The following is a 27,000-nucleotide window of genomic DNA, read 5'->3' on the forward strand; positions in this document are numbered from 1 at the left end:
AGATCCGCGACGACATCCACGAAGCCTTCCTCACCCTCGCCTGCGCCATCATCTGCTGGCGACGACTCCAACGCTCAAAGAGTTAGGAGTTCTTACCCGGAACGGCATCGAGGCACGCCCGGCGGCCGGGGTGACCTCGGGTCTGCCATCCTCGGTCAGCTCGACCAGGTCCCCGGTTATCAGAGTGACCGAGCTACGTAGTCCGGCCACCGTTCTCGGCGCCTGCGCCTGCACCGGCGACGAATCAGCGAAGCTCCCCGCCATCCCGATGCCGGACAGTAGGGTCACTATCACCAAACTGGGTAACAGCTTTCGCATGTGTCTTGTCCTCCCGGGCTGGCTCAGTTGGTGACGTCGACCTTCGGCGGGTTGTAGTCGGTGGTCTTCGAGACCAGCACCAGCTGGTACGTGCTGATGGCGCCTGGCTCGATCCACGACCAGTGGCCACGCGGCTCCACCGCGCGCATCTCCTTGCCGAGGGCCTGCCCAGTGTCCGGGTTGATGATCAGCCGCACCTCAAAGCGACCGATCCCCGGGCTGTCCTCGACGTATGCGACCGCCTGTCCAGCCCTCCCACGCACGTCACGTACGGTTCCCAGCGCCCGCACCCCGGGCAACTCGGCGAGCATGCGGTATGCGGCGGCGCGGACCTCGTTGCTGACCGGCAGGTCGATCACCACACTTGCGGCGACGGTGAACAGCCACTGGTCGCGGTCGGTGGGCATGTCGCTACCTCCGCCGTCAAAGCGGCTGAGCAGTGCGCCGCGGAGGGCGGCCGGGTCGGTCGGCAACGCATCGAGCTGTGCCTGCGACACGTTTCGGTCGCCGAGGGCGAAGAGGTGCGCTGGGTCGACGGTGTTGCCGTGCACCTTCCCTGGGGTGGTCCGCAGTTCAGCCGGCTTCGGCTTGGTGACCCTGACGACGGATGGGGAACCGGCGCGCCGCCACGCGGCCTCGTCGTCAGATGTGGCCGGCGTGATACCGAGTGACTGCGTCATCACCCAGCTTTGGTCGGTACCAGAGCGGGCCAGCCAGTACTGGCTGAGGCTTCGTTCGAACATCGTGTACGACCCGGTGCCGGCCGCTACGGGTACCGCGAAGCCGAATTCCGTATGCAGGTTCAGGTAGCGTCCGCCAGTCAGCGGGGTCGCGGCGCTGCGTTCGGCCGCCGCGAGCAGGAGTTGACTGGCCGACGCTGCCTGGGGCGCAGACGTGGCAGCCGGGCCGGGCGCGGTGACGTGCGGAGCGACAGCAACACCGGCCACGACGGCGGCGGCGACCGCAGCGGTCACCCCCACCGACATGAACGCAGCCCGCCGGGTACGCCCAAGATGGGGCCGGGAGCGCACGTCGGCCGGTGTCTGACTGTCCAGGATGGTCGACACAGCCCGGGTGTAGTGATCGGTCCGATCTGGCGGGTCCAGCCGTGCAGGCCGAGAGCGGGCAAGCAAGTCGAGAACATCTCGTGGACGGCTCATCGGATCGACTCCTTTGGGGTAAGGGGGGTGATAATGGATAGGGGCATGTTCAGTTCAGTTACGGCGACCATGGCGTCCTTCAAGTGACGCCGGGCGCGATGCAGACGCACGTAGTACGTCGCCGTAGAGCAGCCGAGGACCCGTGCCGCGTGACTCGGCGCCAGCCCATGCCAGGCGACCAGCGTCAACAATTCGCGGTCGCCGTCAGACAATCGGGCCAGAGCAGTGAGCACCGCGGCCCGTTCGGCGACGCCGTCTGCCACGTCGCCGACAGACAACTCCTCGTCGGTGATCCACGCACGCATCTCGGCAGCGACGGCCTGCTGCCGCTCCTCCGCGCGGTATCGCTCACCCACGACATTGCGAGCGACCGCAAGCAGCCACGGCAACGGCGTCGCCCTCGGCAGCGCCGACAACCGCCGCCACGCCACCAGGAACGTCTCGGCCACGACCTCATCGGCCAACTGGCGACCGGCGCGCGCGACGGCATACGCATACACCTGCCGGTAGTACTCCTGGTACAGAGCGGTGAATTGATCAACGGGTTTAGGTTCTGACACTTGACCTCAGACCTTCCTGCCAGAGTTCCTCCGTCACCAAGAAATGATTCGGCCACGCCGTTTCTTACATCAGTCACGAATTTCGACCCGGCCACCGCAGGCAGGCCGCTGCGACCGGACCGAGCGACCGCCGGCCCAAAGCACTCGTGCGCGCGTGTGACCTGCCCATAATCTGGAAAACAGGTAGGGACGAGCAGCCGCAGCTACCCATACGCCAAGCCATCCCTTGACCCGAGCCTGGCTGCCGTCGACCCGCCTGCTAGGGAGCGGGCCGCCGCCCGGCCCGCCACGACGTACGGACCGTGACAGCTCGTGCGGACGCTGGCGGGGTCGGGCGGTGGTCTTCTCGGCTCGTCCCGGGTCGATGGCAGGCGGGATGGCTCCTTCCGCAACCACCCACGGACCGTGACCCGCAGGCAGAGCCCCGGCCATCCTGGAGCTGGAGCGCCCCCGCCGGAGGCGCCCTAACCGCAACCCCGCGACCGCCGCCAGCCCGCCGGCGCGCCCGGCGTCCGCTCCCCCAACGCCGCGCGGGCTGCGGGCCGCGCAGTCCGGCCGGCTGCCGGCCCACCACACCACCGTCCGGCATGTCGTTCTGCGGCGGCCCTCCGGGCTTGCCGCGCCGTCACGCCAGCCGCCGGGCATCTGGCGTGACGGCCGCAGAGCGACAGCGGCAGCGGCCGGCGCGCGCCCAGGCGGCGGCGCGTGCGGCCCGTCAAGGGCCGCTTGATGGATGTACAGAAAGTCCTTCCACACCGCCGGCAGCTGGCCGGTCCGCCTCCGTCGGTGGATTCACGGTGGGTTGACGTGTCGGTCCCCGGTGCTACTCTGGCGCTCGTCGGGCAGGCCAGCGCGGCCTTCCTGCCGGATCGCTGGGCTCGACGTCGGAGATGCCGAGCGGCCTTCCTGCCGCTGATGCGGGCCACGTCCCGCCGGCTCTCGATCACACCGGCCGCCATGCCGGTCCCCGGAATCCGCTGAACGCCCCAGCACGGCCTTTCTTGCCGTCCACGATGGCCCGGATTCGAGACTTCCACGGGTGGGGCAGCCTGCGGCAACTTGCCGGATGCCGACAGCTCAGACTCCCCACCCGTGCCGGCCCCACTCATCGGCTCGACGATCGCGAAAGGACACGAACCCATCGGCGGGACGTGGTACCACCACGATCCCGCCCTCCGGCGTCAGCCGCCCTCTCGGCGGTGCCAGGAGACACGACGAACACCACCAGCGGACATGCGTCCACGGCTGGTGGTGCTTCGTCTCCCGTCCCTGTCACCTGTTGAGGAGGAAGTCCTGTCCACCCCGCTCGACCTGTACCGGCCCGGCGTCGCCGCCGGCCGTGACGCCCAAGTCCTGCACCGCGCCGCCATGCCGGAGTTCTCCGGCTGGCTGGAGCACACCCGACCCGCCGGCGGCTGCGCCCGTCCCATCCGCCTCGCTGGCACCCTCGCCGCTGTCCAGCGACACACCGGCCGGGTTCTGGGCGAGCAGCACACCGACGAGCTGCCCGACCGCATGCTCTACAAGGCGTGCGGCAACCGCCGTGAAGTCCGGTGTCCGGACTGCGCCTGGGTCTATGCCGGAGACGCCTACCAAGTGGTGCGCTGCGGCCTGACCGGCGGCAAGGGCGTTGCCGCCTCGGTTGGCCGGCACCCGGTCGTGTTCGCCACCTTCACCGCGCCCTCGTTCGGCGCGTCCACCACCGGCACGTCCCGCGCCACACCTGCGCCAGCCGGCAGCGCTGTGACTGCCGCCCGTCCCCTTGCCGTGCCCGCAGCACGGCCGGCACCTGCCCGCACGGGCAGTCTGAGGTGTGCTTCGCCCGTCATGACGCCGACGATCCGCGGCTCGGGCAGCCGTTGTTCCTGGACTGCTACGACCACGCCCACCAGGTCGTCTGGAACTACTTCTCCGGGGAGCTGTGGCGGCGCACCAAGCAGGCCATCGAACGTCACCTCACCGCCCTGTGTGGGCCGACGAGGCATCCCCCTCGTCCGGGTCGTCACCACCTCGGGCAAGGTCCGCTGGATGCCGCCGGTTCGGGTGTCGCACGGGACGGTCGCCGAGATGCAGCGCCGGGCAGCCGTGCACTTCCACGTCCTGCTGCGCCTCGACGGTGTTGACCCAGCCGACCCGGACCTGCTCGTGCCGCCGCCGACCGGCATCACCGTCGACGGCCTGGAGGCAGCAGTCCACGCTGCCGCTTGCCAGATCACCGTCACCACGCCCTCGCACCCCGGCCGGTCCGAAGGCTGGGTGGTGGCCTGGGGCGAGCAGGTCGACGCCCGGCGCATCAACACCGCCGGTAGTGAGCTGACCGACGGCAAGGTCGCCGCCTACCTCGCCAAGTACGCCACCAAAGCAACCTAAGCCACCGGCCACTGCTCCGCCCGGCTTACCCCCGCCACCATCGACGACTACGCCGACCCCGAAGGCGATCACCTCGCCCGCCTCATCGACGCCTGCTGGCGACTCGGCCGCCCCACCCACACCGACACGACCAGCGGCGCCGAAACCGCCAACGACCGTCAAGACAGCCTTGACACCAAACCGAACGCCTACGCCCGGCTGCGCCGCTGGGCGCACATGCTCGGCTTCGGCGGCCACTTCCTCACCAAAGCCCGCCGCTACTCCGTCACCTTCGGCCAGCTCCGCGACACCCGCGCCACCCATCGGCGAACCGAGGACAACGGGGACACAGGCATCGTGACGGTCGGCGTACTCGGCTACGTCGGGTCCGGCTGGCTCAGCGAAGGCGACGCACTCCTGGCCAACACCGCCGCCAGACAACGACGCGAGAGCAGACGCACCGGCCGGGAAGAACTCGCCCACCAAGCCTGGCTCACCGGAGCCGCCGCATGAACCAAGACCTCACCCCGCGCTGGTACTCCCCCGCCGAGGTCGCCGTGCTGCTCGGCTTCGGCATCTCCAAGGTCAAGATGAAGATCGCCACCGGCGAGCTGCGCTCCATCAAGGACGGCAAGTACCGCCGCATCCTCCCCGAATGGGTCGACGACTACATCCGCGAACAGGTCGAACGCCAGGAGGCAGCCTGATGCCCGCACGCGCCCGAGCCAACGGCGAAGGCTCAATCTTCCCGTACCGCAACGGCTTCGCCGCCTACGTCTGGGTCACCAAGCCCGCCGGCAAGCGCACCCGTAAGTACGTCTACGGACAGACCCGTGAGGCCGTCCACGACAAGTGGATCAGGCTGCACCAGCAGGCCAAGGCCGGTCCAGTCGTCACCCGCCTGCCCACCGTCGCCGGCTACCTCGACTCGTGGCTCCGCGACGTCGTCGAGCCAAACCTGGCCCCCGCCACGGCGGCCAACTACGACATGTTCGTCCGTCTCTACATCGCGCCGGAGCTGGGCTCCCGCCGCCTCGACAAGCTGACGGTGCGGGACGTGCAGACCTGGCTCAATCAGCTTCGCTCCGCGTGCCAGTGCTGTCTGCAAGGCAAGGACGCCGCCCGGCCAGAGGGCAAGCGGAAGTGCTGCGCCGCCGGCCGCTGCTGCCAGCGGACCGTCTCCGACGGACCGCCCGCGATGCCTGGACGACGCTCCGCGCCGCGCTGAACAACGCCGTCCGCGACGAGTTGCTGACCCGCAACCCGGCGGCACTGCTCCGCGTGGCCAAGCCCCGCCCACGCACAGACAAGCCGTGGTCCGTCGACGAGGCCCGCCAGTTCCTGGAGTCGGCCCGCGCCGACGGCGACCCGCTCTACGCCGCGTACGTGCTGATCCTCGTACTCGGGCTGCGCCGGGGTGAGGTGCTGGGCCTGCGTTGGGAGGACGTCGACCTGCCCGCCAATGAGCTGTCGGTGGCTTACCAGCTCCAGCGCATCCGCCGGCAGCTCCTGCACCGGGAGACGAAGACCGAAACGTCGGACGCGACCCTGCCCCTGCCGGCCATCTGCACCGCTGCCCTGCGGTCCCGCCGGGAAGATCAGAAGCGGCACCAAGAGCAAGCTGGCCGTGACTGGCAGGACAACGGCCTCGTCTTCACAACCCGGCTCGGGACGCCGATCGAGCCGAGGAACTTCCACCGGGAGTTCAAGACCCGCTGCCGTAAGGCCGGCGTCCGGGAGATCTCTGTGCACACCACCCGGGGCACCTGCGCTTCCCTGCTGGTGGCGCTCGACGTCCACCCCGGGTCATGATGCGGATCTTGCGGCACAGCCAGATCGCCGTGACCATGAACATCTACGCCCAGGTCGCCTCGGAGGCGACCGAGACTGCCCTGACCCGGCTCGGCGAGCAGTTCCTGTGAGCTGCTGTACTTGACTGCTGTACAAGATCGAAAAAGGCCGTCTCCGACGAGCGGAAACGGCCTTTGAGCTGGGTGGAGCTGAGGGGATTTGAACCCCTGACCCCCTCGATGCGAACCAGAGGCTCACGTCGGTGTGCCGGTCCTGTGGCGCCCCGACCGTTTCGGTGACGGTGAGGAAGGCGGGCGCTCGCCGAAGGACGTAGCGAACACGGCCGGCAGGCCCGTTCCTCGATCACCTCTCGGCGTACCGTCTTTGTGGGGTGCTCGCCCGGCTCGACGTGGCCCCCGCTGGGCAGCCACATCCCGGCCTTGCGGTGGTCGACCAGCAGCACGCTGCCGTCCGTCTCGCCGTACAGCAGGAAGTACGCCACCAGGTGCGGTGATGGCGTGCGTGGCTTCTCCCGGCGAAAGATGTCCTCGGTCCCGGCCAGCCAGGCCAGGCACTCCGCCCGGTGCCGCGCCTCCAGCTCGTCCACCGGCGTCAGCGTCTCGACCAGTGCCCGGATCTCCCTCACCACCCGCACCAGCCGGATGCTTCCAAGTGGGTGCGACAGCGGTCAACCACGCAACCGCAACGACACACCGTCGCTGGCCCGCAATGGGCGATAGGGGAGCTGGGGATCGTCGACCACCGCACCGGGGGCGTTCCTGCCGGCGATCATGACGTATCCTGTGGCCCGCTATCTGAGGCGATAGGGGTTGTCGTGTGGCAGGTCATTCGATGCCGCGAGTCCTGACGAGGGTCCGCTGGCTGGCCCGCCAGTCAATGTACCGGTCTATGTTCCGGAGAACGGCTGGATCGGCCTGAACGTGCCACTGACCCGGGCACGCACCGGCTCGGCCAGCACCCGCACCACCCACCCGCATTTCCTGGCTCGACTCACCCAGTCCTGCCGCGCCCTCGGCCTCGACAACCCGATCATCAACCCGTATCGGCTGATGACCAAGGGAGAGATGCTGGCCGCCTGCCGCAACCCTCGGCTGCTGGCCCGCCTCGCCCCGCACAGCGTCTCGTGCGCGCACCCAGAAACCCCCAGGTGGCGGGGCCGGAAGCAGGGCAGCTGCGGTTACTGCCTGCCCTGTCTAGTTCGCCGCGCGGCGCTGGCCTGCATTCGCCGTGACCGGGCTGACCAGTACGCCTGGGACGCGCTGGGTGACGCAGTGCTTCTTGATCCGACCGAGCGCACCGGCGCCGACCTGCGCGCGCTCGTCCATGGCGTCAACCCGCACCGCGACGAATTGGCCATCATCCGCAACGCGCCTCTGCCGATGGGTGAGCACCACGACCACCTGCAGCTGTGGCGACACGGTGCCGCCGAGATCCGTACCTGGTTGGGCGGCGCCAGTGGCAAGCTGGCCCAGTTGACCGCGACCGCGTGGAGAAGCCGGTGACCAATGTCCTGCTCGACACCCACTGCCACCTCGACGCATTCCCCGATCCCAGCCAGATCTTGGCGGACGCCGCGGAAGCCGATGTGCAACTGGTGGCGGTTACCAACAGCCCAGACGACTACCGCCGGATGGCGACCCTGCTGCCCCGCAGCAGCCCGGCCCGCGCGGCCCTCGGCCTGCACCCGCTGCAGGCCCACCGGCTCGGAATGGGCGGCGTGCTGCGCTTCAGCCGGCACGCCGCTAGCGCGGCCTGGATCGGAGAGATCGGCCTCGACTTCTCCCCAGCCGGTCGCGACACCCGCAACGCGCAGCTGAAGGTCTTCGACGCACTCCTGGCCTTGCCGCAGCTCCGCGACCGGCCGGTGACCGTGCACACCCGCGGCGCCGACCGGATCGCGGTGCAGCGCCTAGCCGCGGCCGGTATCCGGGCGGTTCTGCACTGGTACACCGGGCCCCTCGGGGTGGCCGACGACGCGCTGGCAGCCGGGCTGTGCTTCTCAATCAACCCGGCGATGGTGGCCAGCGCGAAGGGACGCACATTGCTCGCCAGGCTGCCGCACGACCGGGTGCTGTGCGAAACCGACGGCCCATACACCCGCCGAGCCGGCCGCCCATCCCAGCCGGCCGACCTACCTGCGTTGGTCGAGGATCTGGCCCGGCTATGGAACGTCAGCCCGACGCAGGTACGCACGCAGATCTGCGCCAACCAGCGCCGGATCGTTGGGGATCCACTGAGTTAACCAGCCCGCCCACGCCCGCGCACGATCCGCACCGCGATCTCGTCGAGCCGCGGCCCGCCGCTGTTACGCAGTTTGCGCGCCGACTCGTCGGGCGGTGGCCACCTCGAAGACGATCACGCCCGGCCGCCCGGCCGGCCTCTCCGCCCGCACCATCCTCGGTCATTTGATCTTCGTAGTGTGGTCCATGATTTGCCCGATTCGCTGTGGGGCAACTCCAGTCCGCTCGGCGATCTCTGCGCCGGTCACCCCTTGGCGATCTAAGCTCCCCATCGCATCCCGGCGGATCGGGGAGAGTTCATCAACCGCCCGTTGATCCTGCTTGAACAGCTCGCCGGCCGGCCTAACCGCTCTGCTGGTTGGGCGATGGGGCCACGACCTTTGAGTTCATCGTCTACGTCCAAGCGCCACTACTTGGGTTCCTCGCCCAGCTCTTGCTCCAGCTTCACCACCACCAGGCCGGCGACATTACCCCGCATGGCCATACCGGTGTCGTAGGTGACCAGGCGCACGTCGCGGCCAGCGAGAACCTTCACGGCGACCGCCCGGTCCACGATCTCGTCATCGGTGATGGGCAGGCGGACGTGCCCTGGCGGGTCGAGGAGCACGTCAAGGGTCACTCGGCCTCGGGGGATGCCGCCCTCGGTGAGCGCCGAGTAGTCCTCCTCGCGCAGCAGCCCGCCCTGCCGGAGAACCCTCTCGATGACGGCTGTGCTGTACCCGGCGCGCCACCTGTTGTGCTGCTTGTGGTGCTGCTTCAGGCCATCGAGCTGGTCCACGACGGGCATGGGAACGACGATGTGGATAGGTTCATCCCGCAGACCGAGAACAGGTGCAAGGTCCATCTCCTCGAGCTTCTGGGGGTGGCGGAGGAACACTCCCGTGTCGAGTACCACCAGCACACCGGCGCGCTCAAACTGCCTGGCCGCAGCGTCGAGGCTGTCGATCGCCTGTTGCAAGGCGTCCGACCGTTGGTCGATCTGGGTCGAAACCAGGCCATTGAGAAGCCGTTCGTTCGCCAGGTCCGGGTTGCCGTGCGAGGCGACGGACACGGAGGCGCTCGATGCGATCGCAGACAGGGTCAGCTCGTACTCCTGGGTTGGCAGCAGTTGCTCCAGCTCCGCCGGCCGGAGTTGGGTCCGCAGCATACGGCGGGCCTCGTTAACCCATTCGAGGTACTGCTGGGCCCGCTCAGTGGCTCGGCCGGGGCCGGTGACGTGCACGCGGCTCAGGTAGTTGCGCAGTTGGCCAAGGGTGTTGCTCAGGTCCTTGAGGCTGACGCCGGGGAGGGGGGTGATCAGCACCTCGCGATCTTCCCCCGGGTGGCCGGCTCAGCGCTAGCAGGACGCCCGCGCGCATTCTTGTCGCGGATCTCCCGTCGGCGGGGACTGATTCTCCCCTTCGATGACCTGAGGGGGCACAAATGAGTGGCGTTCACATCCTGCGCGGACGGTGAGCCAGACCCGGCGTCGCGCCACACCGGTGTCCAGGCGCTGCGGCGGCCGGTCTCGCCGATGCTCGCCGCGCCATCGACGAGGTGCCCGTGGGCCCGGATCTCATGCACAAGCCGAAGTGGGACAAGATGTGCGCTGGCCTTATCACGGTGACGACGGCGTGCACCTCCAGTCCCTGACCGGCCGGACGAAATCACCTACTTCCCGGACATCGCCGAGCCGAAGCCTGCCCGGCGGCGGGGCAGCAGGAAGGCGACGCCGGCGCAGGCCGACACCCGTGCCCCTGCCGCCGCGGTGGCCCGCTCGGGCAAGGCGCACGGAGGCCGCCTCGGCGCGGCCGCAGCAATCCCCTCGGCCGGTCGAGGCCAAGCCTACGGCGACGCCCCCTACTGAACCAGCCAGAGATGGTGCTGGCGTTCCTTACGGCGCGCCCGGCCGCGGACCTCAACCCGCCCGGCGGTGTCCCAGGCGATCACCCGGATGAGCGAAAGCCGCTCGGGTGCGGGACTGCCTGGCGCGGATGGCGAAGCAGGGGAAGGTGACGACCACGTCGGAGAAGCCGGTGTGTACCGGCTGGGCGATTGATCCCACGGCACAGGTGCCGCCCGCCCCAGATGATCGGGGCAGGCCGCCTGCCGTTTCAGGGGACAGCGAGGATCGAGCGTGCGCCTGTGCCGTGGCATATCCCAGCGAGACGAATCGACGCACGGCCTGAACAACCTGGGTAACTGGCTGCTCCTCGCCATGGAGATCGGCCTCGCCGTCAACTTCCTGTGCACGCGGCGGCGGCTTCCGGTCGCTCGCCGAACATGTTTGACTCACTACGCAACGTGGATCGTCGCGCGGCCTTCACCGCCGTTCGAGCCTGCCGAGCAGAGAGCCCCACTCAGATCGAATGGGGCGGACCCAATCCGCTAGGTCAGGGCCCGTCCCAACGCACGTTACGCCAATGGGTGTGGCTCACCGGTGAGTGTCGCCAGCGCGGCGGCTACCTCGTGGATGGTTGCGCGGACGTAGGTAGCGGTGGTGCCGGCGTCACCACCGCTGCTCGAATGACCGGCGTACGCGCGGGCGACGGCGTAGCCGAAGTTCCGTTCCACCCACGTCAACGTGGTGTGCCGCAACCAGTGGGTGCTGATCTGCTGCGCGTGCACCCACGGCAGGTGCTCACCGATGCGCACCCACAAGTGGTCGTACCGTCGGTAGGTGATCGGCTGCCCACTGCGGTACCGGAACAACGGGCCCGTCTCGGTGGCGTGCCGCTGCTCCGCATGCCGCTGCAGATACCGCATCAGTGTCGGCGACACCGGCTGCCACCGCACCGTCTCACCCTTCTCCCGCAAAAGGACCAGACACTGATCCGGGTCCAGGTCGACCGGCCGCAACGCCAAAGCCCCACCCCGGCGGCACGCCGTCTCGGAATGCAGCCGCAGCAGCAGACTGTCCAACGCCGGATCATCACCCGTGGACGCCGCCACCTCGTTGATCTCCGCCACCCGGGTATCCGCCAACGCCCGCCGCGTACTCGGAAGCCGCCGCGGCTTCGCCACCTTCAACGCCGGGTTCTCCGACTCAAGGATGAAGCCGTCAGCGACCGCCCGCCGATACAGGCACCGCAACGCCGCGATCAGATGCTCCGCCGCGCTACGCCCGCCCCGCGCATTGCGCCGGGCCACCACATGCGTCTTGACGTACTCCGCCAACCGCTCGATCTCCGACGGCGTCGGCTCGTCCAAGCGCCTCTGGCCCCAGTGCTCCACCACACGCTTCCAGTACGAGCCATACGCCCGTCTCGTGCCGGCACTGACCGCCCCCGCCACCACCGGCACGTACTCGGCGAACGTCGGCGCCGGCGGACGAGCCGCCGCGACCTCGACGAGGTCTGCAGGCGAGATCCCCACCCGCGCCAGCAACAACCGAGCGGCATCCAGCTCGGCCTTGCCCGCCATGCCGGCGCTCATGCCTCGTCACCTTTGATGGCCTCGGCATGCACCCGGGCGACCACAACATCGAGCGAGGCCGGTGGGTGAAGCACCAGACGGCCAATGGCCGGATCCGCAGCCAGCAACACCCGATCGCCGGCCACCAGGCCACACCACTGCCGGACCACGGCCGGCAACCGGACATGCCCCTGCTTCGTCACGTGAAAGACGCCCTGCCGGTCGGCCCCGACGAAGATCAGACCACCGTGCTCCCTGATGCTGAGCCGCAGCCCGGGACCCCAGCCGAGCGCAGTCATGACAGTCCGGTCAGCGACACGGCCACGACTGTCAAGAGTCGCCAGGCCATACACCGTACCGCCATCGCGAGCAGCAGCTAGCCGTGCTAGCGGCAGCGGCGGCCGCCTGATCGCTTGCGCCGCTCGTTCACCTCGGCTGTTCGACCGGCCGGACGGGATGACTGCCGGGATCACCGAGTCGGCTGATCGTGCCGTCATGAACCACCTCGCCTGACGACGAGGCGGCCTCCGGGCACGGTCACCGTACGTGACTTCAGATGATCAAGGGCCTTCGACCACCGGTACGTCAGACGTCGCACGGATGCTACGTGGAAGTGTCCGAGGGGGGACTTGAACCCCCACGCCCTATACGGGCACTAGCACCTCAAGCTAGCGCGTCTGCCATTCCGCCACCCGGACCTGCACGTCCAGCCTACCGCGCCGGCCGAGGTGATCTTCTCACCGGTCGGCCGCCCGGCGGGCCGCACGGGGAGTTACTGTACACCGCCCCCGTGGATCATGCACATCGACTCCCGGCGGGTGGGCGGAACCGGACGGACGGGCCTCTCCGGGTAGCGTCGGAGCACATCGTGCCGGCAGCATGACGACGTGTCGCATCCCTCCCCCCTGGCCGCCGTCCAGCACCGGGCCCTCGCTCTGCGCGACGCGGGTGACCTGACCGCCGCACGCCGGTTGCTGGGCGAGGCCGTCGAGTCCGCCGGTCCGCCTTACGGCCCGGAGCACCCCGACGTGCTGAGCACCGCCCACCTGCTGGCCCGGCTCCACCGCGAGGCCGACGACCCGGCCGCCGCCCGCCGGGTCCTGGAGGAGGCGTTCGCGGCCGGCGAGCGCCGCTGGCCGCACGCCGACCCGCTGATGTTGGCGCTCTCCTTCGAGCTGGCCGCCGTGGCCGACGAACTCGGCAACCGGCACGAGGCACGCCGCAACTACCGCCGCGTCGCCACCGCCGGGCCCGCCGTGCTCGGCGCCGACCATCCGGCGGTACGCGCCGCACGCGCGTATCTCGGCGACGCCGCTCTCGCCCCGGCCGACACCGCGCCGGGTACGCCGGAGGCCATCGATCAGGCCCCCGGCCTCGCCGCGTCGACCGGTCCGACGCCCCCACCGGACGTGCACCCGGTCGGCCCGCCACCTTCGCCGGCTTCCGGCGGCGCGGGCTCCTCCGGGAGCGTGCCCGATCTCGCCGCGCTGACCGCACCGACGGTTTCCCTGGCGGTGCTCAGCACCTCCTGGCGGCCGCACGACGGCGCCACGACGGTCGCCCGGTCGACCACCACGGGCCCCGGCCCGTCCTCTGCGCCGCCACCGACCGCTCCGGCACCCGGCCGTCCCGCGCCGCCGTCGGTCACCGCTCCGCTCCACGCCCCGCCGGCGCCGTCGCCAGTCCCTTCCCCGCTCCAGGTTCCGCCAGCGCCGCGGCAGGTGGTCGCCCCGACCTCGGGCCCACCGGTGTCGCCGCAGACTGTCCCCCCGGCTGCCAGCCCATCCACCCGGCCTCCGTCCGCCGAGCCGACCAGGCCGGTCACCACCTCCGGGCCCGCCGGGCCGTCCCGGCCGGCCACCACAACCGGGCCGGTCGCGGGGCCGGCCCGGCCGGCCACCACAACCGAACCGTCCGCCGGGCCGGCCGCCGCGACGCCACAGCGGGCAGCGGCCACGACCGGCCCATCGGCGTACGTGGCACCGCCCGTCACGCACACCCCGTCGCAGGGGTCACCGCCGTCGGCGTTCCAGCCGACTCGGCCGCATCCCGAGCCGCACCCATCACCGCCCGCGCCCGACCCCGTCAAGGGCGGACCGGCGGGTCACAGACCGGCGCCCGACACCGCCACGCGACAGTCGCCCACCCGGCCTGCTCCCCGGCGGCCGGCCAGCGACACGGGCCCGGCCGACGCGGCCGACGGTCGGGGCGGCAGGCTGGCCCCCGTCTCCGGGCCGCCGACCTCGACCGGCCCGACCGCCGCGGGCTCCGCCGAAACGGTGCCCGGCGCGCGTTGGGACGCCCCGACGGTCCGGGTACGGCAGATCGAGCCGCTACTCGCCGAGGAGGCCACGCGCGGAAGCGCCCGGCCCGGCAAGCAGGCACCGCCGGTGGATCCTCGGCACGGCGCCGAAGGCGCGGCGGTTGGCGATCCGGACACCGGACCCGCCTCGAACCACCCGGTGGGCGGTCCGCCACCGGGGACGCCTCCGGCCACCGCTTCGCCGGTGAGCACTCCGCCCGGGCCGCCGTCGCAGGTCAGCGAGCCTCCCTGGCCGCACTCCCCTGTCAGCGGGCCCCCGGTGAGCGCGCCACCATGGACGCACTCTCCCGTCAGCGGGACCCCGGTGAGCCCGCCACCATGGACGCACGCTCCCATCAGCGCGCCGCCGGTGAGCGCGCCTCCCGGGCCGACGAGCGCACCGTCGGCCGGCATGCCGGAAGAGTTCGCCGGACCGTGGCGGACGGCGGCGGCACCGGCCAGCGGACCACCCTGGTCGGCCGCACCCGCCAGCGCACCCCCGGCGCCCGTGCCACCGGTCAGCGCACCGCCGGGCCCATCCGTCGCCAACGGACCGCCGGTCAGTGCGGCGCCGGTCCCGCCCTGGGTGATGGCCGAGTCGCGGTGGGACGCCGCTGCACCACCGGCGTCTGCCAGCCGGTATGACGTTCCGTCCGGCGCTGGCGAGCCGGCGATCCTGACCAGCGGCGCACCGGCCACCGGCACCGCCGGCAGCACCCAGCCCGCCTACCCGACCAGCGGCGCACCGACCGCCGGCACCGCCGGCAGCACCCAGCCCGCGTACCCGACCAGCGGTCCGCCGGGGGGTGGGCTGTCCGCGTACCCGGTCAGGGAGCCGGAGGGGCGCGGCCGGAACCGCATCGTGGTGATCGGCCTGGTCGCGGCCGTGGGCCTGGCCATCGTGGTGGCCGCCGGAGTGGGCGCGGTGGTGCTCGGCCGCGACGAGCCGGCGCCGGCCGCCGCTCCCCCGCCGGTCACGACGGCGAGCCCGAGCCCGAGCGTGGCGACCGGTGCGCCGCCGACGGACCTGGCGCTGCGGGACGACTCCGCCACGATCACCCTCACCTGGACCGACCCGTCCGGTGGGGCGGTGCCGTTCATGGTGGCCGCCGGTCGTGCGGGTCAGGGCCTGGGCGTGCTGGCCAGGGTGGACCCGGGTGTGACCAGCTACACGGTCAACGGGCTGAACTCCCGGGTGGACTACTGCTTCACGGTGCTCGCCGTGTACTCGACGGACACGTTCGCCACGTCCGGACAGGTCTGCACCGACCGGGCGGGGTGACGGCGGGATCGCACACGCTGTGTGTCCACAGGGGGACGGTACGGGTTCCCCTGGCACGGCCGGGCCCATATGATGGCACCCGGCTTTCGGGGAGGGCCGCCGCTTCCGGCCCCGTCACCTGCTCAAACGACACGGAGAGGCAGCCGGTTGTGGCCACCGCCGACGACACCGTGAACGCCCCGCCCCGCCGGTTCCGGGGCGGGCTGGTCACCGTCGCCACGGTGGCGGCCCTGCTGGCCGCGTTGGGGTTGACGGTGCTGGGTGTCGGCGCCGCCGACAACGCGGTCGCCAGCTACGACGCGAGTTCCTGGCTGTGGAGCACCGCGCGCAGCGAGCTGGCCCGGGTCAACGGGGTGACCGCCCGGGTGGACACCCGGGTGGAGGTTCCGGGCGCGCGGCGGCACCCGATGCAGGTCACCCAGACCGACCGGCTGCTGGTCCTGCGGGATCTGACGACCGGCCAGGTCAGCTCGCTGGACCTGGCCACCCTCCAGATCACGGCCACCTCGCGGACGACCCCCGGGCTGGGCGTGAACGTCGCGCTGCACGAGGACGCGGCGTTCGTGGTGGACGCGGTGCAGGGTGTCGTCCGGCAGCTCGACCCGCGCTCGCTGGCGCCGGTGGGCGAGCCGGTCCGCTACCCGCCGGGGATCACCGGGGGGTCGTTCGACGGCGAGGGTCGGTTGTGGATCGCCGTCCCGAGTGAGGGCACGGTCTCGGCGGTCACCGCCGCGCCCCTGCCGTCGGCACCGGTGTCCGCCGCACCCGCCGGGGCGGGCCTCAGCCCGAAGCGGGTCGAGACGTACGAGGTGGCCGAGCCGAGCCACGAGCTGGTCGTGTCCGCCCTGGACGACGGGGTGGCGGTGCTCGACCGGACGGCGGGCGTGCTGGTCCTGGTGCGCCGGGGCGACGTGACGCGGACGCCACTGACGACGTCCGCGCCCGCCGCGCTGCCCGCCCGCACCAGCGGGCCGGCGGTGCCGGTCACCGTGCCGGCCGAGCGGCGGGTGCACGTCGTCACCGACGGCGTGGTCCGCAGCTTCACCGTGCCGGGCAGCGGGGCCGGCCTCGGCCCGGCCGTGTCGTGGGCCGGCCGGATCTACTGCGCGGACGAGGCGACCGGCACGGTGTACGCGTTCGACGGTGCCGGCCAACTGGTCGACACCGTGAAGGGCCGGCCGGCGGGGCCGCTGGAGCTGGAGGTCCGGGAGAACCACCTCTTCATCAACGCCCCCGACTCCTCGACCGCCCGGGTGGTGGACGACCGGCACCAGGTGCGCGAGGTCGACAAGTACGCCAACGACGTGCTCGGCGGCGACCCGCCGCCCGCTCCCCCGCCGCCGCCCCCGCCGAAGAAGCCGACGGTGGGTAAGCCGGGGCCACCCCGCGCGGTCACCGCCGCGGCCGGCAACGCCCAGGCGCGGGTGAGCTGGCGGGCCGCCGCCGCCAACGGCGCCGAGATCACCAGGTACGTGGTGAGCGGGGGCGGCCAGCGCGTCGAGGTGGGCGCCAACCAGCGCGCGGTCGAGGTCAAGGGCCTGACCAACGGCGAGACGTACCGGTTCTCGGTGTTCGCCGTCAACGCCAAGGGCAACGGTCCGGCCCGTACCAGCAACCCGGTGACGCCCACGGCGGCGGTCCCGGACCCGCCGGCGAGCGTCACCGCCGAGGCGCGGCCGGACGGCACGGTGGTGGTGCGCTGGCCGGCGGCGAACGGGCAGGGCAACACGATCGCCCGGTACGCGGTCACCGCCTCCTCGGCCGGCACGAACGCCCCGGCCGGCGAGTCGACGAAGACGGAGCTGGTGGTGCCGGCGGGCGAGCTGGAGTACGGCACGCAGTACGCGTTCACGGTCGTGGCGGTGAACGACAAGGGCGCGGGTTCGGCGGCGTCCCCGGTGAGCAACACCGTCGTGCCGTACGCGGCGCCCGGGCGGCCGGTGGACCTGCGGGCGACGACGGTGGCCGACCAGCCCGGCACGGTCGCGGTGCGGTGGTCCCCGGCCGAGCCGAACGGGCGGCCGGTGACGGGTTACCTGGTCGATGTGGGCGGCCGGCGCAGCGAGGTGACCGACACCCGCACGACGGTGAACGGCCTGGGCGACGGGCAGAACGTGACGGTGACCGTCAAGGCGGTCAACGAGGCCGGGCCCGGTCCTGAGGCGACCGCCACCGCCCGGACGGTGGCTGAGCCCCGGGTGACGGTGACCGGCTCGTCGGCGACGGCCACCGCGGCGACGGTGACGTTCACCGTGGACGCCGGCGGCGGTCAGGCGACCTGCGCGCTCAGCACCGGCGGCGAGCCGGCGAAGGCCGGCCCCTGCTCCCGGATCACCATGTCCGGGTTGGCGCCGGGCACGGCGTACACGTTCACGGTCACCGCGAGCAACGCGGCCGGCCAGGGCACCGCCACGCGCGCCCAGGCGACCGCCGCGCTCTACGGGACGGCCACCTGCCGTAACGGTGACTCCGGGGCGGAGGCCACGTACTGCGACGCGGACGTCGACGGCCGCAACGGCAACGAGGTCTTCTCCGTTCCCCGGCAGGACAACAACCGGCAGGTCGGGTGGGCACGGCCGGGGACGCGGCTCAAGGCGTTCTGCAAGCGGCAGGGCGAAGAGGTGTACGCGTACATCTACAACGACCACAAGCGCAGCACCTGGTGGGTGCAGGTCGACTACAAGGGACGCAACTACATTCCCTGGGCCTGGCTGAACCTCGACGGCGGCGACGACGTCGGCGTCCTGCCCACCTGCTGACTTCGACGCCAGGCAAGGAGCACCACCGCGTGAATCCCCCCGAGCCGCTCACCCAGCCGGAGGTGCAGGGCTTCGCCGCGCTCGCCGCCCGGCTGGCCGATAACGTCAACGCGGTCGTGCTGGGCAAGCCGCAGGTGGTGCGGCTCGCCCTGACCGCCCTGTTCGCGCAGGGGCACGTGCTGCTGGAGGACGTGCCGGGGGTCGGCAAGACCACCCTGGCCCGGGCGGTGGCGGCCACGGTGAAGGGTGAGTGGCGGCGGATCCAGTTCACGCCGGACCTGCTGCCCTCCGACGTGTCCGGGGTGACCATCTTCAACCAGGCGACCCGGGGGTTCGAGTTCCACCCGGGGCCGGTGTTCGCCAACATCGTCATCGCCGACGAGATCAACCGGGCGTCGCCGAAGACCCAGTCGGCGCTGCTGGAGGTGATGGAGGAGCGCACGGTCACCGTGGACGGCGTCCGCCATCCGGTGCCGCAGCCGTTCCTGGTGGTGGCCACGCAGAACCCGGTGGAGATGGGCGGCACGTACCGGCTGCCCGAGGCCCAACTGGATCGCTTCCTGGTGAAGCTCTCCGTCGGGTACCCGGACGAGGCGGTCGAGGTGGAGGTGCTGCGCGGGGCGACGGTCCGCTCGCCGGAGGCGCTGACTCCGGTGACCGACACGGCCACCGTCGGGGAGATGGTGCGGATGGCCCGGCGGGTGCACATCGCCGAGCCGCTGTACGCGTACGCGGTCAAGCTCGCGACCGCGACCCGGAACCACCCGCAGGTCCGGGTCGGGGTGAGTCCCCGGGGGGTGATCGCGCTGACCCGGGCGGCGTGCGCGTACGCCCTGATCGACGGGCGGGGCTGGATCATGCCGGAGGACCTGAAGACCCTCGCCGAGCCGGTCTTCGCGCACCGGCTGCTGCTCACCCCGGACGCGCAGGTGCGCGGGGTGACCGCGGCGGAGGTGCTGCGCCAGGCGGTCGCCTCGGTGCCGGTGCCGCTCCCCTCCGGGCAGCCGGCCCCGGCGCGGAGCTGACCGGGGCGCTGCCGTGGGAATCACCGCCCGGGGTGTCGGGCTGCTCGTCGCCGCCGTCGTGCTGCTGGCCGTCGGCTTCCGGTTCGGGTACCCGGAACTGGCGCTGCTCGGCGCGGCGGCCGGGACCGCGGTCGGGTACGCGCTGGTCACCGCGGCGTGGCGGCCCCGGCTGGAGGTGACGCGCCACGCCGAACCGGACCGGGTGGCCCGGGGTGCGCCGGCCGCGATGACGTTGACCGTGCGGAACACGGGCCGGCTGCGCGCGGCGAGCCTGGTGGCCGAGGACCGGTGCGGCGGGGCGGGTGTGCCGGTGCCGCTGCTGCGGCTGCGTCCCGGGCGGGACACCACGGTCCGGTACGACGTGCCGACGGCACGCCGGGGTGTCGTGCCGGTGGGGCCGCTGCGGGTCACCCGGCGGGATCCGCTGGGGCTGGTGGCGCTGTCCCGCCCGTACGGCGGGACGGTTCCGGTGTGGGTGCACCCGCGGATCCACCCGCTGACGGCGGTGCCGACCGGCGCCGGCCGCAGCCTGGACGGGCGGGTGGACGCCGTGCCGCACGGTTCGATCACGTTCGACTCGCTGCGGGAGTACGTGGTCGGCGACGAGTTGCGCCGCGTGCACTGGCGGACCAGCGCCCGGGTGGGTGAGCTGATGGTCCGCGAGAACGTCGACACCAGCCTGCCCCGCCTGGTGGTGCTGCTGGACAACCGGGCGACGGCCCACCCGGATCGGGTGGAGGGGGTGGCGGAGTCGTTCGAGTCGGCGTGTGAGGCGGCGGCGTCGGTGGTCACCGCCGCCGTCCGCGCCGACCTGCCGGTGGTGCTGCTGCTGGTCGCGCCGGAAGCGACCGGCACGGCGGGGTCCAGCACGGCGGGATCCGGCACGGCGGGGTCCGGCACGGCGGGATCCGGCACGGCCCCGCTGGACCGGCTCGCGGCGGCGCAGCTCGGCGAGGATGCACTCGACGCCACCCTTACCCGGCTGCGGCGGGACCGCCCCGGCGACACGCTGGTGGTCCTCACCGGCCCCGGCGGGCAGGGTTCGCTCGGGCGGATCGGGGCGCTGCGGGGCGCGTACCCGTCGGTGGTGGTCGGTGTGTTCGGGGCCGCGCGGCCGGCGCAGGCGACCGACCTGGTGGTGATCGACGCCGTGGACGGCGCCGCGTTCGCCGCCGAGTGGAACCGGGTGCGGCGCTGGTGACCGCGACGACCCGACGCCCGTACCCGGATCCGGTGGATGCCCGGCCCGAGGTGTTAACAAGGGGCCCTTCTACTACCGCAGGCGTTGAGAGGGGGCCCTTCCTTACCGACATTCCGGTGGTGGTGGCGGTGGGGGGCATGGTGGCGCTCGCCGGGGTGGCGTTGGGGCGGGTGTACGCGGGGGGACTGCTCACCGGGTTGGTCGCGGGCGCGGCGGCCGGGTCGGTGCTGGTCGGGGTGGTGTGCCGGCGGCTGCCGTCGTGGCTGGTGGCGCCGCTGTCGGTGCTCGGCATGACGGCGTGGACACTGTGGTCGCTGCGGTGGGCCGCGGGCCGGGCCGACCTGCCCGGATCGCTGGTCGAGGTGGCCGCCGACGCCGCCCGCAACGGCATCCCCCGGCTGCTGACCGCGATGATCCCGGTCGAGCCCACGCCGGACACGGTGCTGGTCCCGGTCGTCGCCGCCTGGCTGGCCGGCCTCGCCGCCACGGAGGTGGCGCTGCGGGCGGGCCGGGTGCTGCTCGGCTACCTGCCGCCGGTGCTGCTCTACGCCGGCGCGCTCTACGTGGTCGGGCCGAACGCCGACCCGGCGGTACGGCCGACGCTGGCGTTCGTGGCGGTGGCGGTGCTGGGGCTCGCCGTCCCCCGTGCGGCCGGGACGGCCGCCGACGACCCGGCGCTCGGCCTGCCACCGGCGGCGCGCGCCGCGCTGCGGACCCGGCTCGCCGTCCCCCGTGCGGCCGGGGTGGCGGTGGTGGTCGGGCTGGCCGCGCTGCTCGGTCCGGCGCTCGCCGGGCAGGTCGAGGGGCGCCCGGTGGATCCCCGCCGGTACGTGGATCCGCCCCGGGTGGACACCCTCGACGAGAATCCGCTGATCCGCATCTCCGGCTGGGCCCTGAACCCGGACCAGAAGCTGCTGGAGGTGACGACGCGGCCGTCCTCCGGCGCGGACCCGACCGCCGCCTTAGCCGAAGCGCCCGCCGGTGGCGGCCCGGCCGCGGGTGCCGGCGGCGACGACGTGCGGATCCGGCTGGCGGTGCTCAGCGACTACGACGGTGTGACCTGGCGGGTCGGGGCGACGTACCGCAACGCCGGCCGGATCCTGCCCGCCACGGCGCCCGCCGCCGGCAGCACCGTCGACACGGTACGGCAGGACATCACCGTCGCCGACCTGACCGGGCGGCTGCTGCCCGCCGTCGCCACCCCCCGCGAGGTCACCGGAGCGCGGGTGGCGTACGACCCGGCCACCGGGACACTGATCCGCCCGGAAGGGCTGACCCCCGGGCTGCGGTACGCGGTGACCTCCGCCCGGGAGCGGCCGGACGCCAACCTCCTGGCCACGGCGAACGTCCCGGCCGGCGAGGAGGTGGCCCGCGTGCTGCGGGTGCCCGACGGGGTACCCGACCCGCTGCGGCGGCTCACCGCCCAGCTCGCCGAGTCCAACGGGGCACCGTACGCGCGGGCCGCCGCCGTCGAGCAGTTCCTCGCCGAGCACTACCGGCTCGTCGCGGACGCGCCGAGCGGGCACGCGTACCCGAATCTGGCCTTCTTCCTGTTCGGGCCCCGCGACGCGGGCGGGCAGCGCGGCACGTCCGAGCAGTTCGCGGCGGCGTTCGCGGTGCTGGGCCGCCTCGCCGGCCTGCCCACCCGGGTGGTGGTCGGCTTCCAGTCGCCGGGCAGCGGCCCGGTGCGGGCCGGTGACGCGTACGCCTGGCCGGAGGTGCTCTTCGACGGGCTCGGCTGGGTGCCGTTCGACCCGCTGCCCCGGCCGGACACCGAGCCCCGCCCGGTGGAGGAGGACTTCCGGCCGCCGCCGGAGGAGCCGCCGCCGTCGGAGGCGCCGCAGCCCACCTCCGAGCCGACGCTCCCGCCGGAGCCGGTGGCCGCGCCGGGCCGGCCGGCCGGGTCCGGCGGCCCGTCCACCCCGGTGCTGGTGGCCGGCGGCACCGGCGGCACGCTGCTGGTGGCGGTGGCGCTGCTGCTGGCCCTGCTGTGGCTGCGCCGCTCGCTCAGCCGGAACCGGTTGTCCCGGGGTGGCCCCGGCGAGCGTGTGGCGGGCGCCTGGCGGGAGGTGACCGACGCGCTGCGCCTCGCCGGTCATCCGGTCTCCGGCGACCTGGCGGCCACCGAGGTCGCCGCCCGCGCCCGCGACGTCCTCGCCGCCGCACGCCGGTCCCCCGCCGGGACCGACGACGAGGCGGCCGGGGTGGGTGTCCGGGAGCTGGCGGGCCTGCTCAACCGGGTGGCGTTCGCACCGGGCACGGTCGCCGAGGAACAGTCGACCCGGGCCGTCGTCGCCGCTCAGGGCTACGTGGCGACGCTCCGCGCCGCCCGTCCGTGGTGGCGCCGGCTTCTCTGGTCCGTGCATCCCGGTCCCCTGTTCCGGGCCCGGCGTCCCCCGCCGGCCGGGTGAGCGCCCGGGACGGACGACGCCGTGGTGAGCGAATGACGGTGGGCCGGCGTTGAGACCGCGCGTCGACCGGCGGCCGTCATCCGATCACGGCGCGCAGGCGGCCGACAGCGCGGCCAGCAGGCCGGCCGGGTCGTGCACGGCGTGGTGCCCGTCGCTGACGACGCGGCGGGTGCCGGCGTCGACCGGCCCGGTGCGCGCCCAGCTCACCGGAGCGACACCGATCTCGACCTCGAAGCCGGACGGGCGGTGTACGCGGATCTCCCGCAGCGGCCCCCACTCGGCGAGCCGGGTCACCTCGCCGCCGAGCAGACCGGTCCAGAGGTCCGCGTCGGCGTACCGCACGTCGTCGGTGAGGACCACGATGTCGATGTCGGAGTCCATCCGCGCCGCCCCGCGCGCCCAGGAGCCGACCACCAGCACGCCCCGGACGTCCTCGCGGCCGGCCGCCCACCCGGCCACCCGGTCGACCACCGACCACGCCTCCCGGGCCCGCTCCTCCGTCACCATCCGGGCTCCCGACACCTACCGTTCGCCGTCGACGCAGTTGTTGCTGGTCAGCGTGACCGAGTACTCCCGGTCGTCGGTGGTGACGCCGGACGGCGCGCCGTCGAACCAGGTCTCGACCTTCTCCCAGCCGCGCCGCTGCTCGTAGTGCAGGTGCGGCGCGCCGGAGTTGCCGGTGCTGCCGACCCGCCCGATCTGCTCGCCCTGGGCGACGCGCTGGCCGACCTCGACCAGCGGCGGTTCGAGCAGGTGCAGGTACTGCGTCTCCCACCGGCCACCGTGGTCGATCTTCACCCAGTAACCACCGCCGCGCCCGCGCGGGCCGGTCGGGTTGCCCGGGGTACGACCACCGAGCGACCCGTTGATTCCCGCGACGGTGACCTTCCCGGCGGCGGACGCGAGCACCGGCCGCCCCCACGGGTCGCCCGCCGTGGGAAACAGGTCGACGTCGTAGTCGTCGTGGCCGGGATAGGTGCCGAGTCGCCACCTCTCGCCGCAGGCGACGGGGAGTTGGAAGTGCGGGCGCGGGCCCGGCGGGAGCAGCAGCGGCACGACGAGCACGGCGACCGCGACGACGGCCGCGACCGCGGCGAGCACCAGGACCAGCCGGAGGGTGGATCTTCGGGCAATTCGGTCGGTCGTCATCGCCCCGAGCATCGCAGACGCCGGCAAGGCCGCCGGGGAGCGGTCTCGCCGCCCGGCACCCGTCAGGCGGTGAGGCGGCGGACCAGTTTCCGCAGGCCGGCCTGCCAGCCGTCGGGGTCCTCGGCGCGGCGGAGGGCGTACGCGGCCACCTCCGGGTGCGGCAGGATCAGGAAGCGCTCCTCGGCGGCGTACCGCCGCTCGGCGTCGGCGACCAGCGCGCTCACCTGCTCCTCGTCGGTGACGTCCACGCGCACCGGGTGCGCGACCGGCCCGACGGTCCCGGCGACCGCGCGGGCCGCGTCGCCGTCCAGGTCGGCCACCACGACGGCGGCGGCGCCCTCGGCGGCGAACCGCCGGGCCAGTGCCGACCCGATACCCCCGGCGCCGCCGGTGACCACCACGACCCGGTCGGTCAGGTTCACCGCGACCCACCCCCGCCCAGCGGCACCGTCATACCCCATCGCGTCGTCACCCGTCGATGATGTCGGCTCCCGACGTCGAGGAGCAAGATCCGGTGGGCGGTCTTCCGCGCGCTACCCTCCGTGGCGTGACCTTCTCGCTCGTCGCCCGCTCCGACGACGGCCGGCTGCACGGCGTCGTCGTGGCCAGCAGGTTCCTCGCCGCGGGCGCCCTGGTTCCGGCCGCCGAGGCCGAGGTCGGGGCCCTCGCCACCCAGGCCCACGTGAACCTCGCCTACCGGCCGCAGGGCCTGGCGCTGCTGCGTACCGGTGTGGCCGCCACGGACGTGGTCGCCGGCCTGGTCGCCGCCGATCCGGAGCGCGAGCACCGGCAGCTCGGCGTGGTCGGCGCGAGGGGGGCGGGCGCCTCCTGGACCGGCCCGGCGTGCCATCCCTGGGCGGGTGGCCAGGCCGGGGACGGGTGGGCAGCGCAGGGCAACATCCTCGCCGGCCCGCACGTGATCGACGCGGTGCGCGACGGCTGGCTCGGCGGGTCGACCCTGTCGTTCCCGGACCGCCTGGTCGCCGCCCTGCGCGCCGGCGACCAGGCCGGCGGCGACCGGCGGGGCCGGCAGAGCGCCGGGCTGCTGGTGGTGGAGCGCGGCGGCGGGTACGGCGGCACCGGCGACGTCCTGGTGGACCTGCGGGTGGACGACCATCCCGACCCGGTGGCCGAGCTGGGCCGGCTGCTCGCCGTGCACACGCTGCTGTTCAGCCGGCCCGACCCGGCGACCCTGCTCGACCTCACCGGCGCGGTCGCCGCCGAGGTCGCCGCCCTGCTCACCGCTCTCGGGCACCCCGCCGACCCGGCCGCTCCCGAGGAGGCGCTGTTCTCGTGGGCGGGCCTGGAGAACCTGGAGGAGCGGCTGGTGCCGGGCCGCGTCGACCCGGTCGTGCTGGACCAGCTCCGCAAGGCGGTCCCGCACGTCCCGGCGCCGCGGCCCGCCGGCGAGGCCCTGCCCGCCTCCTGACGCGGGCGCCACCGACCCGACGGCGGCACGGGCCGCCGCCGGCGCGGCGGTCAGGGCGCGAAGGAGAGCCAGCGGAAGTCGGCGGCGTCGACGGCGGCCCGCTCCGCGCCGGTCAGGGGTGTCCGGCCGGTGGCCTTGCGGATCAGCGTGAGCCGGTCCCACCCCAGGGCGTCCGGCGCCGGCCGGCCGCCGGTGAGGAGGTCGGCGACGACCGCGGCCGCGGTCGGGGTCAGCCACGGCGGCCGGTCGAGCGCCGCCGCCAGGTCCAGGCCGTGCACCCCGACCTCCACCACCCGGGTACGCAGGAACTCGACCACGGTCATCGCGTCGCCGTGCCGGGTGCGAACCAGCCGGCCGGCCGGCTCGGCGTCGACGGCGTCGAGGGTCGCCCGCCATACCCGGTCCACGTCGTCGGCGAGGTCCGCGGTGGTGAGGTCCCGGCCCTCGCGGCGGCCGGCGTCGATGCGCGCGGCGTCGACGGGCGGGGTGAACTTCGGCGCGCCGAAGTAGCCGGCGGCGTCCACCTCCGCCCGGGGCGGTGCCGGGGCGGCGAGCATGTCGGTCAGCCGCCCGAGCCCGGTGCGGACGTGCGCGAGCAGGTCCCGGACGGCCCATGGCCGGCAGTCGGTTGGCCGGTCGAGGTCGTCCTCGGTGAGGTCGCGGAGCACGTCGACGAGTCGGCCGCACTCGTCCCGGAACGCCTCGTGTACCGCTGGCACGGTCAGCCCTTGATCCGTGGGACGAGGCGGTGCACGCTGACCAGCACCAGCGCCATGACGATGCCCATGGTGCCGGCGATCCCGGCGGCGCTGCCCGCGTACCCGACGAAGAGCGGGCGGCGGCTCAGCTCGTCCGCGGCGACCCGGGGCAGGTCGGTCAGCCAGGTCAGGGCCAGGGCGCAGGCCACCACCGCCAGCGCGCCGCCGATGCCGAGCACGCCGGCGGCGACCCGGTGCGCGTCGGCGGACTCGACCTGCGCCTGCTCTCGCTGGGTGATCAGCAGCAGCAGCCCGCCCAGCGCCGCCCAGACGCCCACCACGAGGTACGCGGCCACGGCGTCGCTGGGCCGGTGCCAGCCGGCGGAGAGGGTGGCGACTCCGGCGGCCGCGGCGTACGCCGCCCCGATGAACGCGCCGGCGGCCCGCATCGTACGGGGCAGGACGAGCACAAGCGCCACCGCGACCGATGCGGCGACCGTCGTGTGCCCGCTCGGCAGGCTGTTGCCGGCGTAGATTCGCTCCGGGTCGACGCCGAAGTCCGGCCGGGCGAGCCCGTACTTGAGCGCCTGGGTGGTGGCGTTCGCGCCGACGATGAGCAGCGTGGCGGTGACCGCGAGGGCGACCCGCCCCCGGATCAGCGCGATGAAGCCGATCACGGCCGTGGCGGCCAGCAGCGACACGACCGACATGGCGTTGAGGATCCGGTCGACCGGTCCGTCGATGCGGTCCTGGCCGATCCGGTTGCCGGTCAGCGCGACCGTGTCGAGCCACTGGCCCAGCTCGGTGTGCACGGCCACGCGCCAGACGGCGAGGAAGGCGGCCGCCTGCACCAGCACGAGCACGACCAACCAGACCGCCGTCCAGCCCCTCGCCGTCGTCCGCACCCCGACA

At 73.1% G+C, this 27,000-nt stretch carries 20 protein-coding genes, 1 tRNA gene and 2 pseudogenes; 11 read left to right on the plus strand and 12 right to left on the minus strand.

Features of this window, described 5'->3' with window-relative positions; genetic code table 11:
* Positions 1-341: 341 nt before the first annotated feature.
* The gene (locus AB0873_RS21715) at positions 342-1,478 is read right to left on the minus strand and encodes a CU044_5270 family protein (protein ID WP_366601674.1); all 1,137 of its coding nucleotides are present in this window, start codon (positions 1,476-1,478) and stop codon (positions 342-344) included.
* Positions 1,475-2,038, minus strand: a complete 564-nt coding sequence (locus AB0873_RS21720) for a sigma-70 family RNA polymerase sigma factor (protein ID WP_366601675.1) — start codon at positions 2,036-2,038, stop codon at positions 1,475-1,477. The genes AB0873_RS21715 and AB0873_RS21720 overlap by 4 nt, the downstream gene beginning before the upstream one ends.
* 1,293 nt (positions 2,039-3,331) lie before the next feature.
* Between AB0873_RS21720 and AB0873_RS21725 the strand changes: the two are divergent.
* From AB0873_RS21725 to AB0873_RS21735, 3 genes and pseudogenes are all read left to right on the plus strand, one after another.
* Positions 3,332-4,900: pseudogene (locus AB0873_RS21725) on the plus strand (replication initiator).
* Positions 4,897-5,094 carry an excisionase family DNA-binding protein gene (locus AB0873_RS21730; protein WP_366601677.1) on the plus strand — a complete coding sequence of 66 codons (198 nt, stop codon included), beginning with the start codon at positions 4,897-4,899 and terminating at the stop codon, positions 5,092-5,094. The pseudogene AB0873_RS21725 and the gene AB0873_RS21730 overlap by 4 nt, the downstream one beginning before the upstream one ends.
* Positions 5,094-6,309 (plus strand): annotated as a pseudogene (locus AB0873_RS21735) (tyrosine-type recombinase/integrase). The gene AB0873_RS21730 and the pseudogene AB0873_RS21735 overlap by 1 nt, the downstream one beginning before the upstream one ends.
* Here the strand turns inward: AB0873_RS21735 and AB0873_RS21740 are convergent.
* Positions 6,243-6,833 (minus strand): NUDIX domain-containing protein, encoded by a 591-nt coding sequence (locus tag AB0873_RS21740; RefSeq protein WP_366601679.1) that lies wholly within the window; start codon positions 6,831-6,833, stop codon positions 6,243-6,245. The pseudogene AB0873_RS21735 and the gene AB0873_RS21740 overlap by 67 nt on opposite strands.
* A 286-nt stretch (positions 6,834-7,119) precedes the next feature.
* On the opposite strand from AB0873_RS21740, the gene AB0873_RS21745 reads away from it, so the two are divergent.
* Complete coding sequence (locus AB0873_RS21745) at positions 7,120-7,701, plus strand: hypothetical protein (protein ID WP_366601681.1); 582 nt, start codon at positions 7,120-7,122, stop codon at positions 7,699-7,701.
* The gene (locus tag AB0873_RS21750) at positions 7,698-8,441 is read left to right on the plus strand and encodes a TatD family hydrolase (protein WP_366601683.1); all 744 of its coding nucleotides are present in this window, start codon (positions 7,698-7,700) and stop codon (positions 8,439-8,441) included. The genes AB0873_RS21745 and AB0873_RS21750 overlap by 4 nt, the downstream gene beginning before the upstream one ends.
* Positions 8,442-8,848: 407 nt before the next feature.
* Here the strand turns inward: AB0873_RS21750 and AB0873_RS21755 are convergent, their stop codons facing one another.
* The 4 genes from AB0873_RS21755 to AB0873_RS21770 all read right to left on the minus strand — a co-directional run bounded on the left by AB0873_RS21755 (position 8,849) and on the right by AB0873_RS21770 (position 12,530).
* A complete protein-coding gene (locus AB0873_RS21755) occupies positions 8,849-9,742 on the minus strand; it encodes a PIN domain-containing protein (protein WP_366601685.1) in 894 nt (297 codons plus the stop codon).
* Positions 9,743-10,833: 1,091 nt separating this feature from the next.
* Positions 10,834-11,853, minus strand: a complete 1,020-nt coding sequence (locus tag AB0873_RS21760; RefSeq protein ID WP_366601686.1) for a tyrosine-type recombinase/integrase — start codon at positions 11,851-11,853, stop codon at positions 10,834-10,836.
* Positions 11,850-12,131 (minus strand): AbrB/MazE/SpoVT family DNA-binding domain-containing protein, encoded by a 282-nt coding sequence (locus AB0873_RS21765; protein WP_366601687.1) that lies wholly within the window; start codon positions 12,129-12,131, stop codon positions 11,850-11,852. The genes AB0873_RS21760 and AB0873_RS21765 overlap by 4 nt, the downstream gene beginning before the upstream one ends.
* Positions 12,132-12,446: 315 nt before the next feature.
* Positions 12,447-12,530, minus strand: a tRNA-Leu gene (locus AB0873_RS21770).
* A gap of 189 nt (positions 12,531-12,719) precedes the next feature.
* On the opposite strand from AB0873_RS21770, the gene AB0873_RS21775 reads away from it, so the two are divergent.
* From AB0873_RS21775 to AB0873_RS21795, 5 genes are all read left to right on the plus strand, one after another.
* On the plus strand, positions 12,720-15,416 hold the full coding sequence (locus tag AB0873_RS21775) for a tetratricopeptide repeat protein (protein WP_366601688.1): 2,697 nt from the start codon (positions 12,720-12,722) through the stop codon (positions 15,414-15,416).
* 149 nt (positions 15,417-15,565) lie between these two features.
* Positions 15,566-18,175 carry a fibronectin type III domain-containing protein gene (locus tag AB0873_RS21780; RefSeq protein ID WP_366601690.1) on the plus strand — a complete coding sequence of 870 codons (2,610 nt, stop codon included), beginning with the start codon at positions 15,566-15,568 and terminating at the stop codon, positions 18,173-18,175.
* 29 nt (positions 18,176-18,204) lie between these two features.
* The gene (locus AB0873_RS21785) at positions 18,205-19,200 is read left to right on the plus strand and encodes a MoxR family ATPase (protein WP_366601692.1); all 996 of its coding nucleotides are present in this window, start codon (positions 18,205-18,207) and stop codon (positions 19,198-19,200) included.
* A 13-nt stretch (positions 19,201-19,213) separates the two neighbouring features.
* A complete protein-coding gene (locus AB0873_RS21790) occupies positions 19,214-20,401 on the plus strand; it encodes a DUF58 domain-containing protein (RefSeq protein ID WP_366601694.1) in 1,188 nt (395 codons plus the stop codon).
* A gap of 50 nt (positions 20,402-20,451) precedes the next feature.
* The gene (locus tag AB0873_RS21795) at positions 20,452-22,812 is read left to right on the plus strand and encodes a transglutaminaseTgpA domain-containing protein (protein WP_366601779.1); all 2,361 of its coding nucleotides are present in this window, start codon (positions 20,452-20,454) and stop codon (positions 22,810-22,812) included.
* Positions 22,813-22,896: 84 nt separating this feature from the next.
* Here the strand turns inward: AB0873_RS21795 and AB0873_RS21800 are convergent, their stop codons facing one another.
* The 3 genes from AB0873_RS21800 to AB0873_RS21810 form a co-directional block, all read right to left on the minus strand.
* Positions 22,897-23,319, minus strand: coding sequence for a nucleotidyltransferase domain-containing protein (locus AB0873_RS21800; protein WP_366601696.1), 423 nt, complete (start codon positions 23,317-23,319; stop codon positions 22,897-22,899).
* Between the two features lie 15 nt (positions 23,320-23,334).
* The gene (locus tag AB0873_RS21805) at positions 23,335-23,961 is read right to left on the minus strand and encodes a M23 family metallopeptidase (protein ID WP_366601698.1); all 627 of its coding nucleotides are present in this window, start codon (positions 23,959-23,961) and stop codon (positions 23,335-23,337) included.
* A 62-nt stretch (positions 23,962-24,023) separates the two neighbouring features.
* Positions 24,024-24,383 (minus strand): SDR family NAD(P)-dependent oxidoreductase, encoded by a 360-nt coding sequence (locus AB0873_RS21810; RefSeq protein ID WP_366601700.1) that lies wholly within the window; start codon positions 24,381-24,383, stop codon positions 24,024-24,026.
* Positions 24,384-24,508: 125 nt separating this feature from the next.
* Here AB0873_RS21810 and AB0873_RS21815 point away from each other — a divergent pair, with 125 nt between their 5' ends.
* Entirely contained in the window at positions 24,509-25,390 is an 882-nt protein-coding gene (locus AB0873_RS21815) for a DUF1028 domain-containing protein (protein WP_366601702.1), read from the plus strand.
* Between the two features lie 50 nt (positions 25,391-25,440).
* Here AB0873_RS21815 and AB0873_RS21820 read toward each other — a convergent pair whose 3' ends face one another.
* Together AB0873_RS21820 and AB0873_RS21825 are read right to left on the minus strand one after the other, a co-directional pair.
* A complete protein-coding gene (locus AB0873_RS21820) occupies positions 25,441-26,115 on the minus strand; it encodes a maleylpyruvate isomerase N-terminal domain-containing protein (RefSeq protein ID WP_366601780.1) in 675 nt (224 codons plus the stop codon).
* Entirely contained in the window at positions 26,112-26,993 is an 882-nt protein-coding gene (locus AB0873_RS21825; protein WP_366601704.1) for a phosphatase PAP2 family protein, read from the minus strand. Before AB0873_RS21825 ends, AB0873_RS21820 begins: the two co-directional genes overlap by 4 nt.
* Positions 26,994-27,000: the final 7 nt, after the last annotated feature.

Source organism: Micromonospora sp. NPDC047707, assembly GCF_040704235.1.
Classification (GTDB): Bacteria; Actinomycetota; Actinomycetes; order Mycobacteriales; family Micromonosporaceae; genus Micromonospora.

Excerpts from the sequence above, each read along its gene's own strand:
- AB0873_RS21715 (WP_366601674.1), bottom strand. The coding sequence starts at position 1,478 with ATGAGCCGTCCACGAGATGTTCTCGACTTGCTTGCCCGCTCTCGGCCT.
- AB0873_RS21730 (WP_366601677.1), top strand. The coding sequence starts at position 4,897 with ATGAACCAAGACCTCACCCCGCGCTGGTACTCCCCCGCCGAGGTCGCC.
- AB0873_RS21760 (WP_366601686.1), bottom strand. The coding sequence starts at position 11,853 with ATGAGCGCCGGCATGGCGGGCAAGGCCGAGCTGGATGCCGCTCGGTTG.
- AB0873_RS21765 (WP_366601687.1), bottom strand. The coding sequence starts at position 12,131 with ATGACTGCGCTCGGCTGGGGTCCCGGGCTGCGGCTCAGCATCAGGGAG.
- AB0873_RS21800 (WP_366601696.1), bottom strand. The coding sequence starts at position 23,319 with ATGGTGACGGAGGAGCGGGCCCGGGAGGCGTGGTCGGTGGTCGACCGG.
- AB0873_RS21805 (WP_366601698.1), bottom strand. The coding sequence starts at position 23,961 with ATGACGACCGACCGAATTGCCCGAAGATCCACCCTCCGGCTGGTCCTG.